At 70.8% G+C, this 13,641-nt stretch carries 14 protein-coding genes; 5 read left to right on the forward strand and 9 right to left on the reverse strand.

Annotated elements, in window-relative coordinates:
• Positions 1-105 precede the first annotated feature (105 nt).
• Together ACYBSK_RS35675 and ACYBSK_RS35680 are read left to right on the forward strand one after the other, a co-directional pair.
• Positions 106-1,173: a C40 family peptidase gene (locus ACYBSK_RS35675; protein ID WP_457481382.1), complete on the forward strand. Its 1,068-nt coding sequence runs from the start codon at positions 106-108 to the stop codon at positions 1,171-1,173.
• Positions 1,174-1,439: 266 nt separating this feature from the next.
• On the forward strand, positions 1,440-2,996 hold the full coding sequence (locus ACYBSK_RS35680) for a PP2C family protein-serine/threonine phosphatase (RefSeq protein WP_460244572.1): 1,557 nt from the start codon (positions 1,440-1,442) through the stop codon (positions 2,994-2,996).
• A 46-nt stretch (positions 2,997-3,042) separates the two neighbouring features.
• Here ACYBSK_RS35680 and ACYBSK_RS35685 read toward each other — a convergent pair whose 3' ends face one another.
• The 3 genes from ACYBSK_RS35685 to ACYBSK_RS35695 form a co-directional block, all read right to left on the reverse strand.
• The gene (locus ACYBSK_RS35685) at positions 3,043-3,387 is read right to left on the reverse strand and encodes a DUF2516 family protein (RefSeq protein WP_460247164.1); all 345 of its coding nucleotides are present in this window, start codon (positions 3,385-3,387) and stop codon (positions 3,043-3,045) included.
• Positions 3,388-3,508: 121 nt separating this feature from the next.
• Positions 3,509-4,153 carry a hypothetical protein gene (locus ACYBSK_RS35690; protein WP_457481384.1) on the reverse strand — a complete coding sequence of 215 codons (645 nt, stop codon included), beginning with the start codon at positions 4,151-4,153 and terminating at the stop codon, positions 3,509-3,511.
• Positions 4,154-4,175: 22 nt separating this feature from the next.
• Positions 4,176-4,589: a helix-turn-helix domain-containing protein gene (locus tag ACYBSK_RS35695; RefSeq protein ID WP_457481385.1), complete on the reverse strand. Its 414-nt coding sequence runs from the start codon at positions 4,587-4,589 to the stop codon at positions 4,176-4,178.
• A gap of 263 nt (positions 4,590-4,852) precedes the next feature.
• On the opposite strand from ACYBSK_RS35695, the gene ACYBSK_RS35700 reads away from it, so the two are divergent.
• Positions 4,853-5,320 (forward strand): GNAT family N-acetyltransferase, encoded by a 468-nt coding sequence (locus ACYBSK_RS35700; protein ID WP_460244573.1) that lies wholly within the window; start codon positions 4,853-4,855, stop codon positions 5,318-5,320.
• Positions 5,321-5,356: 36 nt separating this feature from the next.
• On the opposite strand, the gene ACYBSK_RS35705 is transcribed toward ACYBSK_RS35700, so the two are convergent.
• Positions 5,357-6,868 carry an MFS transporter gene (locus ACYBSK_RS35705; protein WP_460244574.1) on the reverse strand — a complete coding sequence of 504 codons (1,512 nt, stop codon included), beginning with the start codon at positions 6,866-6,868 and terminating at the stop codon, positions 5,357-5,359.
• A gap of 118 nt (positions 6,869-6,986) precedes the next feature.
• Between ACYBSK_RS35705 and ACYBSK_RS35710 the strand changes: the two genes are divergently transcribed.
• On the forward strand, positions 6,987-7,478 hold the full coding sequence (locus tag ACYBSK_RS35710; protein ID WP_460244575.1) for a MarR family winged helix-turn-helix transcriptional regulator: 492 nt from the start codon (positions 6,987-6,989) through the stop codon (positions 7,476-7,478).
• Positions 7,479-7,591: 113 nt separating this feature from the next.
• Here ACYBSK_RS35710 and ACYBSK_RS35715 read toward each other — a convergent pair whose 3' ends face one another.
• The 4 genes from ACYBSK_RS35715 to ACYBSK_RS35730 form a co-directional block, all read right to left on the reverse strand.
• The gene (locus ACYBSK_RS35715) at positions 7,592-8,218 is read right to left on the reverse strand and encodes a TetR/AcrR family transcriptional regulator (protein ID WP_457481390.1); all 627 of its coding nucleotides are present in this window, start codon (positions 8,216-8,218) and stop codon (positions 7,592-7,594) included.
• Between the two features lie 28 nt (positions 8,219-8,246).
• A complete protein-coding gene (locus ACYBSK_RS35720; RefSeq protein ID WP_460244576.1) occupies positions 8,247-9,116 on the reverse strand; it encodes a hypothetical protein in 870 nt (289 codons plus the stop codon).
• Positions 9,117-9,155: 39 nt separating this feature from the next.
• Entirely contained in the window at positions 9,156-11,300 is a 2,145-nt protein-coding gene (locus ACYBSK_RS35725; RefSeq protein ID WP_460244577.1) for an aminoglycoside phosphotransferase family protein, read from the reverse strand.
• 150 nt (positions 11,301-11,450) lie between these two features.
• Complete coding sequence (locus ACYBSK_RS35730; protein ID WP_460244578.1) at positions 11,451-12,329, reverse strand: GntR family transcriptional regulator; 879 nt, start codon at positions 12,327-12,329, stop codon at positions 11,451-11,453.
• A 160-nt stretch (positions 12,330-12,489) separates the two neighbouring features.
• Here ACYBSK_RS35730 and ACYBSK_RS35735 point away from each other — a divergent pair, with 160 nt between their 5' ends.
• Positions 12,490-12,681: a hypothetical protein gene (locus ACYBSK_RS35735; protein ID WP_457481394.1), complete on the forward strand. Its 192-nt coding sequence runs from the start codon at positions 12,490-12,492 to the stop codon at positions 12,679-12,681.
• On the opposite strand, the gene ACYBSK_RS35740 is transcribed toward ACYBSK_RS35735, so the two are convergent.
• Entirely contained in the window at positions 12,672-13,553 is an 882-nt protein-coding gene (locus ACYBSK_RS35740; RefSeq protein WP_457481395.1) for a winged helix-turn-helix domain-containing protein, read from the reverse strand. The two genes, ACYBSK_RS35735 and ACYBSK_RS35740, sit on opposite strands and share 10 nt — an antisense overlap.
• Between the last annotated feature and the right edge of the window lie 88 nt (positions 13,554-13,641).

The following is a 13,641-nucleotide window of genomic DNA, read 5'->3' on the forward strand; positions in this document are numbered from 1 at the left end:
GCCGTACGGGTCTGTCGGATTCGGCGCTCGCATGGCACCATCCCCCGAACGTGCGCGACTTACTGACGGTAAATCAGGTTTGTCTCGGCTGTGGGGGCGGAGCGGATGAGCAAGCGGAGCACGACGACGATGGCGGCCCTGGCGCTGGTGTGCGCCGTGACCGTACTGGCGCCCGCGGGCGTGGCGTACGCGGAGCCATCACCGTCCCCGTCCCCGTCCCCGTCGAGTCGCCCCGGCACCAAGGACCTGGAGTCGATCCGCAAGAAGATCGACAAGCTGTACCGCGAAGCCGCCGTCGCCACCGACGAGTACAACGCGGCGGAGGAGAAGGCGGCCGACCAGTCCGAGCAGATCGTCAAGCTGGCCCGGAAGATCGCGGACGGCCAGAAGGAGCTCGACCGGCTCCAGGGCCAGGCGGGCGCGGCGGCCCGCGAGCAGTACCGCAACGGCGGGATATCGCGGGAGACGCAGTTCATGCTGTCCGGCGACCCCGGCCGCTTCCTCGACAACGCGGGCCGCGCCTACCAGGGCCAGCAGGCCACGCGGAACCTGCTGGCCAAGCTCGACCGGACACAGGACGAGCTGGAGGAGTACGCGGACGAGGCCTCCGCCAAGTGGAAGTCGCTGGACGAGGGGCGCAAGAAGAAGGCCGCCGCGAAGAAGCGGATCGAGAAGCAGATCAAGGCGGCGCAGAAGATCGAGGACCGGCTCGCCAAGGAGGAGCGCGAGCGGCTGCGGCAGCTGGAGGAGGCGGCCGAGCAGCAGGCGCAGACGGAGTGGCTCTCCTCCGGCGTCCTCAAGGAGATCGACGGCAAGGCCTCGAAGGCGGGCAAGAAGGCCGTCCGGTACGCCTCCGAGCAGCTCGGCAAGCCGTACGTGTGGGGCGCCGAGGGCCCGAAGTCGTTCGACTGCTCGGGACTGACCTCGCAGGCGTGGGCGGCGGCGGGGCAGCCGATCCCGCGGACGTCGCAGGAGCAGTGGAAGCAGCTCAAGCACATCGACATCGAGGACATGCGGCCCGGCGACCTGATCATTTACCACGACGACGCCAGCCATGTCGGGATGTACATCGGCAAGGGCGCCATCATCCACGCGCCCCGTCCCGGGCGGGACGTGACCGTCGCGGGCGCGGGTTCCATGGCGATGCTCGGGGTGGTCCGGCCCGACGCCTGATTCGCCCCCCGATGGGTGAGCTGTCCCACGTGACGTGGGGCACGTGGGGCGCCGCGGTTCCGGCGCCCCGGCGTGATGTTCGTCATCCCCGGCGCGGACGACCAGGGACGGAACCCACCCAATTGCGGTGCGGGGGACGGCATATGACGCTGGCCGTTTGCCGCTCACCATTCCGTTCGAGCGGCGGCTACCGCTAAGGTCCCCGTCGGTGGGCCGAGGACCTTCGTCCCACCGTGCCCTCGGGGGGAGGGAAGGAAACCGAAGCGATGCCCGTACCCGTACCGCGGCAGAGAGCCATCCCGGCCGTGGAAAGTGGTCAGGCTCATGACGCGCTCACCACGACCGGACCGTACGACCCGCAGGACACCCGGCACGGCCCCGACCAGGCCGCACAGCCGGGCGCCAACCACATATGGGGTGCCGATGGCGCCGACGCCTCCGGCGACGGGGGCGTGGATGTGGGCGTGCGCCTCGGCACCGCGGAACCCGCCGGCGGCGAGCACGCCTCCACGGGCCGCGCCGCCACGGGCCGCGCCGACAGCCGCCGTGCCGAGGCGACCCGCACCGAGGCGCCCCGCGCGGACGCCACCCGTACCGACAGCGGTATCGGCGACAGCGATCTCGACGACGACGCCCCGGGCGACGCCCCCGAGGCCCGTGACGCCACCGGCCTGACGATCCTCGTCATCGAGGACGACCCGGCCGGCTCCCTGAACGTTCCCGAGGTGCCGGACGCCGCGGGCAAGCCGATCCGCGTACGCACCGCGCGCAACCTCACCGAGGCCGAGCGGCTGCTCACCGACGACGTCAACTGCATCCTGCTCGACCTCGCGCTGCCCAGCCGCAGCGAGGACGCCGACGAACTCCAGGCCCTGCGGCACGTACTGCGCCTGGCCCCGCGCCAGGCCGTGCTCGCCCTGACCACCTCCGGCGACGCCGAACGCGGCGCCGAAGCGGTCCGCGTGGGGGCGCAGGACTACCTCTTCCGCGAGGAACTCGACTCCCGGCTGCTCGGGCGGGCCATCCGGTACGCGGTCGAGCGCAAGCGCGCCGACGTGGCGCAGCACAAGCTGACCGAGTCCCGGATCCGCGCGCAGGAGAACGCCCGCCTGGAACGCGGCCTCCTCCCGACGCCGCTGCTGGACGGCTCGACGCTGCGCTTCGCGGCCCGCTACCGCCCCGGCCGCTCCCGCGCGCTGCTCGGCGGCGACTTCTACGACACGGTGCGCACGCCCGACGGCACGGTCCACGCGATGATCGGCGACGTCTGCGGGCACGGCCCCGACGAGGCGGCGCTCGGCGTGGAACTGCGCATCGCGTGGCGGGCGTTGACGTTCGCGGGCCTGTGCGGCGACGAGCTCCTCTCCACGCTCCAGCAGGTCCTGGAGCACGAGCGTTCCGACGACGAGATCTTCGCGACGCTGTGCACGGTCGACATCGCGCCGGACGGCCGCCGCGCGGGCCTGTGCCTGGCGGGCCACCCGTCACCGCTGATATCGACCCCCGGCCGCCCCGCGGCCCTGCTCCCGTACGAGAACAACGGCCCGGCCCTCGGCCTGCTGCCGAAGGCCCGGTGGCCGCGCATGCAGGTGGAGCTGGGTCCGGAGTGGAGCCTGATGCTCTACACGGACGGCCTGATCGAGGGCCGGATCGGCCAGGGCAGGCAACGGCTCGGCCAGGAGGGCATGGTGGACATGATCCGCCGCCAGCGCGCCCAGGGCCTGTCCGGCGAACCCCTCCTGGAAGCCGCCATGAACGAAGTCCGCGACCTCAACGGCGGCGACCTGACGGACGACGTGGCGATCCTGCTCCTGGACAGGTGAGACGGGCGGGACCGGTGCCGAGGAGCCCGGTCACGCCCGGAGGGGATCAGCGGCCGCCGTTGTACGGCCCGTACGGGCCGTCGCTGCTGGAGCCGCCGCCCTTGCGGCCCCAGCCGCCCCCGCCTCCGCCGAGCTGCCGGACGGCGGGCCGTACGTCGACCATGTACACGATCGTCGCGATGAGGCCGATGATCGGCAGGAACGACAGGATCGGGAACAGCAGGTTCACGACGAACGCGAGCCCGAGGATGATCAGCCAGAACGGCTTGGTCTTCTTGTCGGCCGCCCGGTAGGCGTCCTCGCGCCGGACCGCCGCGTCCACGAGCGCGAAGCCGCTGAACACGATCAACGCCATGCTCAGCAGCCACATCAGATTGGCGAACCCCTGCATCAGCACAACGCCACCACCAGAATCGTCTTTCGGAACCGTCCGACCATCGGCCACCGTACCCGTACAACGGGCCGGGCACCCTCGTAGTGCCCGGCCCGTCGTCGGCGTACGTCCTGCTCGGTTACTTGGCGGGCGGCGTGGAGCCGGAGCCCGTCTTCTTGGCCGCGGGGGCCGTCTTCTTCGCGGTGGTGGTCTTCTTGGCCGCGGGCTTCTTGGCGGCGGCGGGCTTGTCGGCGGTCGCGCCCGGCGTCTCCTTGGCCGCGTCCTGCGACGCCGCGCCGGTCTCCGACGTCGCCCCGGTCTTCTTCGCGGGCTCCGGCTCGACGACCTCGGCCAGCTCGACGATCTCGTCGGAGGCCTCGCCGCGCCAGGTCCGCACGGTCTCCTCGCCGTGCTCGGCGACCTTCTCGTACGTCTCGCGCGCCTTGACGGCGGCCTCGGCGGCGAAGCCGACGCCGCGCAGCGCGAACTCCTGGGCGCTCTCGCCGAACTTCTTCAGGTCGGTGTCGAGGGTCGCGACCAGCTCGTTCACCTTCGCCGTGATGGTGGCCTGGGCCTCCTTGGCGCGGCCGGCCGCCTTCTCCTGCACGTCCTTGGGGTCGGTGTGCCGCACGGCCTCGAAGCGGGCGGGCGCCTCGCTCCGCAGCTGCTCCACGATCCCCGGCACCTTCTTGGCCTGCTGGAACGCCAGGTCGGCGGTGCCTGCGGCGAAGTAGAGGGGGGTCGGGTCGGTGAGGGTCTTGCGCAGGTCGTCCTTGATGGCCATGGCGTGGTCCTCCCGGATCACATCAGCTACTGCTTGAGGGCTCGGCATCGCCGCCGGCCTCTCCGGTTGCCCCGTCGACCTCGATCCCGAACCCGTTCTCTTTCCGGAAGGACTCGTAGATCTGCAACAGGACTTGTTTCTGGCGCTCGTTGAGCGAGGGGTCGGCGAGGATCACCGCACGTGTCTCCACCTCGTCCCGCTCCCGCTCCGCGTCGAGGATGCCGGCGCGCACGTACAACGTCTCGGCGGAGATCCGCAGCGCCTTCGCGACCTGCTGCAGCACCTCCGCGCTCGGCTTGCGCAGCCCGCGCTCGATCTGGCTCAGATACGGATTGGACACGCCGGTGGCCTCCGCGAGCTGACGGAGCGACAACTGCGCGTTGCGACGCTGCTCGCGCAGGTACTCGCCGAGGTTTCCGACGTTGAGCGATGCCATACGTCGATACTGCACCACCCGCGCTAACTATTGCAAGCAACTGCTTGCAATAGTGTTCCACGCCACCTGCGGGGCGTGAGCCGACGTGGCTCGGGATCCGTCGAGCGCGCACTGCATGATGGACGAATGAGCGATCACGAGGAACCGCCCGCGGCAGCGGGCACGCAAGCACCGCACGCCCTGCCCCAGGGGCACACGTCCGGCATGGCCCTCTTCACCGGGCCGGCCGCCCGGAGTGCGGACGCCCTGACGGGAACCGCCCGGTGAACAGCGCCCCGAGAGTGCGGCACGCACGCCCCGACGATCTGGTCCGGGTCGCCGAACTGGCCGCCGAGCACGCCGCCCACGAACAAGCCGCGCCGCCCGCCCCCGAACTCGCGCGGCGACTCGAAGCCCTGCTCTTCGCCACCCCGGCACCACGGCTTCGCTGCCTGGTGGCGGAGCTGCCCGGCGGAGAGGTCGTCGGCTACGCCACCTGCGCACCCGAACTCTCCACCTGGGAGGGCCGCGAGTTCCTCCACATGGACTGCCTCTTCCTGAACTCCGACAGCCGGGGCTCCGGTCTCGGCGCGCTGCTCATGGATGTCGTGACGGCCGAGGCCCGCGAGCTCGGCCTCACCGAGATCCAGTGGCAGACCCCGGTCTGGAACGAAGGAGCCGCTCGCTTCTACGACCGCCGCGGCGCGCGGGCCAAGAAGAAGCTCCGCTACAGCCTCAGCGTCCCCAGCTGACCCGGCCTCGGCGCAGGGGCCACCGGCCGGGGCGGATCAGGGCGCCGGCGAGGGCGCCGGAGACACCGCACCTTCACCTTCGAAGACGGCCCCGGATACGGTCCCGTCCCCGGCCGCGGCCGCCCTGGACGGCAGGAAGACCGCCGCGACCAGGATCGCGACCCCGATCAGCCCCGTCCCGACGGCGAACGCGAGCCGGTAGCCGCCGGTGAGTGCCACGGCCTGCGAACTCCCGCCCGCCACCAGGGAGTCGGCGCGCGCGGCGGACAGTGTCGACAGGACGGCGACGCCGAGCGCCATGCCGATCTGCTGCGTCGTGTTGAACAGACCGGAGGCGAGACCCGCGTCCTCCTCGCCCGCCGCGGACATCCCGAGCCCGGCGAGCGCGGGCAGCACGAGCCCGCCGCCGGACACCAGCAGCATCACGGGCAGCAGATCGGGCACGTACTCCCCCTGTACGGGCACCCGGGCGAGGTATCCGAGCGCCCCGGCGAGCAGGGCGAGACCCGCGAGCAGCACCCGCCGCTCCCCGAACCGCGCGGCGAGCCGGGCCGAGACGCCGAGCGAGACCGCGCCGATCATGACGGCGGCGGGCAGCATCGCGAGGCCGGTCTCCAGGGCCCCGTAGCCGAGGACCTGCTGCATGTAGAGCGCGGCGAGCACCTGGAAGGCGAACATCGCGGCGAGCGTGAGGATCTGAGTGACGTTCGCTCCGACGACGGCGCGCGAGCGCAGGATGCGCAGCGGCATCAGCGGCGTACGGGCGCGTGCCTGCCGGGCGACGAACGCGGCGACGAGGACCAGCCCCGCCACGACCATCCCGGCCGCCCGCCACGAACCCGCCCCGTACGCCTCGATGTTGACGACCCCGTAGATCCCGAGCATCAGCCCGGCCGTGATCAGCAGCGCCCCCCACGCGTCGGCCCCGGCGCGCAGTCCGGCGCCGCGGTCGGCGGGGAGGGCGGGCAGGGCGAGGGCGAGGACGGCGGCGCCGATGGGAAGGTTGATGTAGAAGATCCAGTGCCAGTCGAGGGCGTCGGTGAGTACGCCGCCCAGGACCTGCCCGATCGAGGCGCCCGCGGCGCCGGTGAAGCTGAACACGCCGATGGCGCGGGCCCGTTCGCGGGGGTCGGTGAAGAGCGTGACGAGGATTCCGAGCCCGACGGCGGCGGCCATCGCGCTGCCGACGCCCTGGAGGAATCGGGCCGCGAGCAGCACGGCCGGGGTGGTGGCGAGCCCCGCGAGGAGCGACGCGGCGGTGAAGACGGCGGTACCGGCGAGGAACATCCGCTTGCGGCCGAGCAGGTCGCCGAGCCGCCCGGCGAGCAGCAGCAGACTGCCGAAGGCGATGAGATAGGCGTTCACGACCCAACTCAGGCCGCTGCTGCTGAAGTTGAGGTCCTCCTGCATGGCCGGCATCGCGACGGTGACGATCGACCCGTCGAGGATGATCATGAGCGTGCCGACGGCGATGACACCGAGGGCGAGCCAGCGGGAACGGGCGGGGCCCTCGGCGGGCGGGGCGAGTGGTGCGGGCGTGGCGGACATGGCTGTGCCCTTCGGTCGGTCCGCCGCCCCTGCCGGGCGGCGTCGATGGAACGACCGTAGCAGATAGTTTCGTTGCAGACGATATTCTTCGGAACGACTCATCGGCTACGCTGAGCCCATGACCGCCATGACGCCCGCCCCCACCCGGACCAGGCCCGACCTCTCGTACCTCCTGGACCACACGAGTCATGTGCTGCGCAGCCGGATGGCCGCCGCGCTCGCCGAGATCGGGCTGACGGCGCGGATGCACTGCGTGCTCGTGCACGCGCTGGAGGAGGAGCGCACGCAGAACCAGCTCGCGGAGATCGGCGACATGGACAAGACCACGATGGTGGTCACGGTCGACGCCCTGGAGAAGGCCGGCCTCGCGGAGCGGCGCCCCTCCAGCACGGACCGGCGGGCCCGGATCATCGCGGTGACGGAGGAGGGCGCGCGGACGGCCGCGCGCAGCCAGGAGATCGTGGACCGCGTGCACGAGGAGGCCCTGGCGGCGTTCCCCCCGGGCGACCGGGAGACCTTCCTGCGCCTGCTGACCCACCTCGCCCAGGGCCACCTCAGCGAGCCGACGCCGAGCCCGGCGGGGGTGCGGAGGGCGCGACAGAAGGGGTAGGGGCGTGCTCCGGCGGGGGCGGTTGGCGGGGGCAGTCACCCGGAGGGCGCGCTCCGGCGGGGGCGGTCGCCCGGGGGGGGTGCGCTCCGGCCGCGGCCACGGTCGGCCGGGGCTCAGCCGTACCAGCGCCCGATGCCCTCCCCCAGCTGCTGGAAGCCCAGCTCGGCCGTGCGGACGGCCTCCGGCTCCAGGGCGTCGGCCGACTCGCCGGCCGCGATGCGGCGGCCGTTCTCCTCGGCGAGGATCCGCTGCGTGGCGACGATCTGCCCGGCCGCGATCCGCGCCCGCACGGCGGTCCCCCCGAGCGCCTGCGCGAGCGCCCGCTCGGACCGCCCCTGATACCCGTACAGCCGGGCCACCAGCTGGGGCGTCCCGTACAGCAGCCGCTGGTACGCGAGGACGGCCGGGTGGTCGCACAGCCCGGTCACCGGGTCCCGGCGCCGCAGCCCGTCCAGGAAGTTCCGCCGCAGCGCGCCGAGCGGCGCCTCCCCCTCACCCCGGCCCGCCACCACCCGCGCCGCCTCGTCCTCGTGGTCCGCGAACCGGTGCAGCACCAGGTCCTCCTTGGCGGCGAAGTACCGGAACAACGTCGGCTTCGACACCTCGGCCGCGGCGGCCACCTCGGCGACGGACACGTTGTCGTACCCCTTCTCCATGAACAGCCGCACGGCCGTCTCGGAGAGGGTCCGCCGGGTGCGCTGCTTCTTCTGTTCGCGGAGGCCGGGGGTGCGGTCGGTCATGGGGAGGAGGGTACGTACGTCCCCGGGCTCAGGCCGCCGCGGGGCGGCGCCACGCCGGGATCTGTGCCACCAGTTCCCAGAGCTCGTCGAAGTGCTTCACCCACATGCCGACGGCCGGCTCGTCCTCCGGGCGGCGTTCGGCGGCCAGGACGGTGAGATCGGTGTCGTAGCCCTTGGGGTCGTAGTACTGCTCCTGCAATGACATGCGGGAGGACAGGTCGTACAAACCGTGCAGGACCCGCTTGCGGTTGAAGATGCAGAGCTTCTGCAGCGGCGGGCCGGAGATCACCCGGTACTCGCAGCGCACCTCGACATGGCCGAGCCGGGTCACGCCGGCCGCGAGGTCGGAGAGGATCTGGTCGTACTCCTGGCACTTGCGCTCGATCCGGCGGCGGAACTCCGGCGCGTCCTCCGCCGCACCGTCCGCGCCGACCCGGGAGGGAACGAACATGGGCTGGGAGAAGTCCGGAACGATCATCCGGACCGTCACGCGGCGCGTCGGCCCCGGGGCCTCCGCCAGCCGTTCGAGCCGGTGGTACAGCTCGTTGAAGAGCGTCTCTCCCGTATAACCGGAGAAGCTGATCTCGACGATCCTGGACTCGAACGCGTCCGCCACGAAATTCCCCAGATTCCGGGAGTTCGCCTCCATACGGGCGGGGAGCCGAGTGGCGGCGGTGAGCTCCTTGAGCGCCTCGTACAGGATGAAGGCGACCAGGCTGAGCAGAGCGCCGCCGAGATACGCCTTGCCTTCCAGGGCGTCCCCGAGCGGCGCGACGAACTGGGCGGTCAGTCCGACGACGAAGACGACCAGGAGCAGTACACGTACGACCGTGGGTTCGACCCGTTGATAGAACCTTCGCAGTGATCTCCCTATACCGCCCCTGCCAGCACCCGACATGCGCAGCCCTCCCCCGACGCCGCCCTTGTCATTCCATGGTCAGGCGTGCGGCAGAGCCAGGGCAAGGTACGGGTTGGACGCACGCGCCGACCCTGAGGGCATTTTGAGCCAGGACAGGGCCTTGCGGAGCGTCGTCGCGTACGAGCCCACGGCCCGCTTCACGTTCGGGGCGTCCAGACCTGAGCCGGTGACCAGGCGCTCCAGGTCGACATAGGCGGATCGGACCACTTCCAGGCCCTGGTACACGGGCACGTCGCACTGCCAGCCGTCGGTGAACTCCTGCGGCAGACGGTCCGACCAGCGGTCGTACATCCGGTGCCTGACCTCCCGGGTGGTCGGCGTCAGGTGGATGTGCCGCACCAGGTCGTACAGCGGGTCACCCACCATGGCCATCTCCCAGTCGATGAGCGTGAGGCCGATCCGCCCCTCGCGCCGCACCAAATTCCAGGGATTCAGGTCACCGTGGAGCAGCCCGTACTTGCGCCATTCCACGCTGTGGCGCAACAGCCGCTTCTTCAGCTCGTCCTCGCCCGGCAGACCGAGCCGCGCGGCCAGCTCCTTCGCCGACGGCGCCAACTCGCTCACGAGTAAACAGAGTTGTTCGCACAGCCACGGATAGAAGCTGAGCCCTGCCATGTCCTGCCGGGGCACTTGGAGGTCGGCCTGCGCGAGCCGGCACAGCTGGTCGACCAGGTCGATCACTTCGCCGGGGAGCAGTCCGTGCTCCGGGTGCTGGGGCCCGCCGCGGTCGCGGTGGTGCCCCGCGTACGACTGGATCGTGAACTGGTCCTTCAAGTCGCTCGTCCCGAGTGCGAGCACCCTGGGAACGCTGACGTCCGCGCCCGACTTCTCGATCGCCCGGAGCACCGCGTGCTCGTCGAGGAACCTGGGCTCGATGGGGTTGGCCGAGCCGACCTTCCGGCGGACCATGACCCGGCCGAATCCCCGCACATCGACGAACGTTCCCAGGTGCGCCGTGCCCTTGAAGACGTGCGAGGCCGGAGCCACCCCCTCGGCCCACAGCGCCTCTTCCACGTCCTCCGCGACGAAGTCGTCGGGCAGGGCCAGCCGTCCGTCCGGCTCCCAGTGGATGGACTTGGAGAAGACCTTGCCGCGATGGCGTCCGCCCCTGGCCACCCGCCACCGGTACAGAAGCGGTTCGATCGCGGACGGCTCCAGCACGTTGCGCAGCCGCAGTGGGCGCTGGGCCACGGACAGGGCGCGGTGGACCTCCGTGACCGCCTGCTCGAGATCGCTCTGGCTGAAGCTTTCACCGAGGGAGTCGACCGCGCGGATCACATCCGGGTACACGGACTGCGCGTGCTCGAAATCGATGTAGTGGTCCAGATCGGAGTCGAGACCCTCCACCGCCTCGGGGCGGCCGGAGAACAGCATCGCGCGACGCCACAGCTCGACCACCTCCTCGCGCTGCTCGTCGGGGTACTGCATACGCACCAGGTGCACGGCGAGGTCGTGGAGCGGATCCCCGTACGTCGCGAGCTCCCAGTCCACCACCAGCAGCAGGGGGTCACCGTCGTGCGTGACGATGACGTTGCCGCGATGCAGATCCCCGTGGAGGAGCTGGAACGGGCGAGGTCTGAGTTTCGGCGCCCAGAGCTGATAGAGCCGCAGCGCGCTCTCCGGAACCCCGAGTGCCACGAACAGCCCACCGAACTCGGGCCAGTTGGGCAAGCGGATCTGTTCTTCGGCCTGAGAGATCAGCATGCGCAGGAAGCCCCTGCTGTCGCCGTCCTTCGGCCAGTGCTCCGGACGGGGTGGCAGGTCCCGCTCGGGCACGTCCGCCATCCCCACGAGCAGCTCCGCGAAGGCCTGGATCAGCAGCGGGTCGACGGGCTTGCCGTTGCGGCAGATGCTGGAGAGCGGTGTGCCCTCCAAATAGCTGTGGATCCCCACGTGCTCGAACTGCGTCAGGAACTGCGGCACGGGCCCTCCGTGTCCGCTCAGCGCCTCCAGTACCTCCCGCTCGTCGGGCCAGGTCCTGATCACGACAGGGACCACATCCGCCCTGCGCTGTCGGACCATGACCTGGGCGTCGAGCGGCCGGCCGAGGGCCAGGGCCTCCTCGGCGGTCAATCGCACTACATGGTTGAGGTTGTGATGGCCGCTGGTGCGCTCACCACTGCGCTGCGCGCGCTCCACTACCCGGCGCCAGATTGCGCCCACGTGCCGCTCCTGAATATTCATGCAACAGGCCGTAACAGGCCCACACAGTAGCCCCAGGGTTCGGCCCTCACGACCGGAGTGAGCAGAGTGAGCGGTCTGAGGGGTGTAAAGAAACACGCCCAGGGGTACGGCGTTCGATCCGCGATCGACTCAGCTCGCCAAGTGGGCCCATACCGAGTCGAACCAGGCCTGCCAGCTCTCCACGAAAACCGAGCCTCGCGAGTCCGGGTTGTCGTCCCTGACGTAGTGCGTGAGCTTCGCGCCGAGACCGAGCACGTCCAGCGCGTCCACCGTGACCTCGTCGCTGAGGACGATCGGCCGCTTGATGACCTCGTACGGCCCGTGCAACGCCTGCCGGCCGTTGATCAGATACAGCTTAAACGCCGGGGTCAGCGCCACGTGCCGGACCTCTACGCTCGCGGACTCCACCAGCCCCTCGACCTCCAACTGCCGCAGCTCCACCCTCATCGACTCACTGTGCCGGTGGGTGATCCGCAGCAGCCGCTCCTTCAGCTCGGCGGTCCGGCGGCCGTCCGGGTCGCGCAGGGCCCGGGGGTACGGCAGGTCGATCGACTCGTCGGGCAGCAGCATGCGGATGGCTATGCGTCGAGGCCGCACCTCTTCGTGCCTGATCCGCTCGATCTGACCCTTGACCTGCGTGTCCAGGGACTCCGACGTCAGCGTGTAGACGTCGAGCACCACCTCGGGTCCCGCGAACGCCTCGTCGAAGAACTCACGCAGGGTCACCCTGCCCTCGTGCGCCGCCTGAGCGGTGTACGACTGGACCTGCTGCGCCCGCACGACGCGGGTTCCGCTGCCCTGTTTCGGATCGATCCAGCCTTCGTCGCGCAGTTGCGCGAGCGCCCGCTGCACCGTGTCCCGCGAGACCTTGTACTCACCGGCCAGCGCCCGCTGCGTCGGCAGCAGCGAACCCAGCGGATAGACGCCTCCGGCCATGCGGGTGCGCAGGTCCTCCACGACGCGGAAGACCTCCCTGCCGCCACTCGCCTCACTCCGGCCGTTCGCCACAGGTGGAACGTACCTCCGTCAGCCCAACCGCACACCACATTCAGTCAACTTCGGTGCGTTTCACGGGGGTTGATTAACGATCTGACGGCCCGGGGAAGACCAATCCAAGTCAATCAGTCCAATTGGACCGGTTGGTAGGGCAGTTGAAGGGTGGGGACCCATGAATCCGATACCGCAGCTCGTCGCGACCGTGCTCGGTTACGGGCTGGAGCAGCTCGTCCGGTCCGAGTACGGGGTGCTGGGGGTGCTGGCCCTCGTCGCCCTCGCGCTTCTGCTGTCGGCCGAGCGCAGGCCCACCGCATGGGCGCTGCTCGGAGCGGTGCTGATGTTGCTCGCCCTGGCTCAGGCCTGACGTCGCGCGACGTACTCCCACAGGCCGTCGAACATCGCCTGCTCGCCGTCCACGAAGGCCTCCTTCTGCGTCGACTCCGAACGCTCGAAGGCGAACATCCCCGTCTCGAAGCCCTCGACGTCCACGAGCTCGACCGTGTCGGCACCCTCGTAGTCATCGATCTCCCGCTCGAACCGTCCCGGAACGTAGTGCCCGACCAGCACCTCCTGCCGGTTGAGGAGGTACACCTTCCGGGTCGGCACTCCCGACACGAAGCGGTACTCGAAGCGGGCGTCGACGCCGCTGTCACGCAGGCCCTTGAAGGCTCCGGCCAGCACCGTGCGCTGCGAGTCCCACTGCACCCGGCCGCGCCGCTTCACCGCGTCGTCGAGCTTCGCGTCCACGCCCCACCCGGCGGCCGGCGCCGGGTAGTCGGCGTCGGCGCCCGGCCTCGGCACCACCATCCGCACCCGCACCGACATCGGCCGCAGCGCCCCCTCGTACACCTTCCGCAGGGGCTCCCCCAGGGCCGTCACCAGCGTCTCGCCGGTCAGGCTCGCCACGTCGACGTGGACGTGCGGCGCCTCGAAGGCGGCCACCAGGCGCGGGCCCAGGATGCTGCGTGCCGACTGGGCACCCTGTGAGGTCTGGTGCTGCGGGCGGGAGACGGTGGGCGGGCTGCCGCGGCTCACGTTGGTCAACAGGCCGTCCGTGCGCAGCAGTTGGAGCGCGCCCCGGATCGCTCCGCGTTCCACGCCGAACTCCGCGGCGAGCGCGGCCTGCGTCGGCAGGCGTGCGCCAGCCTCGATCTCGCCGGTGAGGATCCGCTTCCGCAGGGTGTCGGCGATGTCCTCCGCGGTGGGCCTGGGGGTGCTTCCGGTGCTGTCGTTCATCACGACGATCTCCCCTCACCCCCCGACCAAGTCCGTACAACTCTACGTCAGTTGGCTGCCAACTCCACCCGGCGTGCACCGGCGGAGA

The sequence above is a fragment of the Streptomyces sp. BYX5S genome, assembly GCF_054724165.1.

Coding starts and splice junctions, on each gene's coding strand:
- ACYBSK_RS35695 (WP_457481385.1), bottom strand. CDS start 4,589: ATGGCATCGCTCAACGTCGGAAACCTCGGCGAGTACCTGCGCGAGCAG.
- ACYBSK_RS35740 (WP_457481395.1), bottom strand. CDS start 13,553: ATGAACGACAGCACCGGAAGCACCCCCAGGCCCACCGCGGAGGACATC.
- ACYBSK_RS35690 (WP_457481384.1), bottom strand. CDS start 4,153: ATGGCCATCAAGGACGACCTGCGCAAGACCCTCACCGACCCGACCCCC.
- ACYBSK_RS35685 (WP_460247164.1), bottom strand. CDS start 3,387: ATGCAGGGGTTCGCCAATCTGATGTGGCTGCTGAGCATGGCGTTGATC.
- ACYBSK_RS35675 (WP_457481382.1), top strand. CDS start 106: ATGAGCAAGCGGAGCACGACGACGATGGCGGCCCTGGCGCTGGTGTGC.
- ACYBSK_RS35705 (WP_460244574.1), bottom strand. CDS start 6,868: ATGTCCGCCACGCCCGCACCACTCGCCCCGCCCGCCGAGGGCCCCGCC.
- ACYBSK_RS35680 (WP_460244572.1), top strand. CDS start 1,440: ATGCCCGTACCCGTACCGCGGCAGAGAGCCATCCCGGCCGTGGAAAGT.
- ACYBSK_RS35715 (WP_457481390.1), bottom strand. CDS start 8,218: ATGACCGACCGCACCCCCGGCCTCCGCGAACAGAAGAAGCAGCGCACC.
- ACYBSK_RS35720 (WP_460244576.1), bottom strand. CDS start 9,116: ATGTCGGGTGCTGGCAGGGGCGGTATAGGGAGATCACTGCGAAGGTTC.
- ACYBSK_RS35710 (WP_460244575.1), top strand. CDS start 6,987: ATGACCGCCATGACGCCCGCCCCCACCCGGACCAGGCCCGACCTCTCG.
- ACYBSK_RS35735 (WP_457481394.1), top strand. CDS start 12,490: ATGAATCCGATACCGCAGCTCGTCGCGACCGTGCTCGGTTACGGGCTG.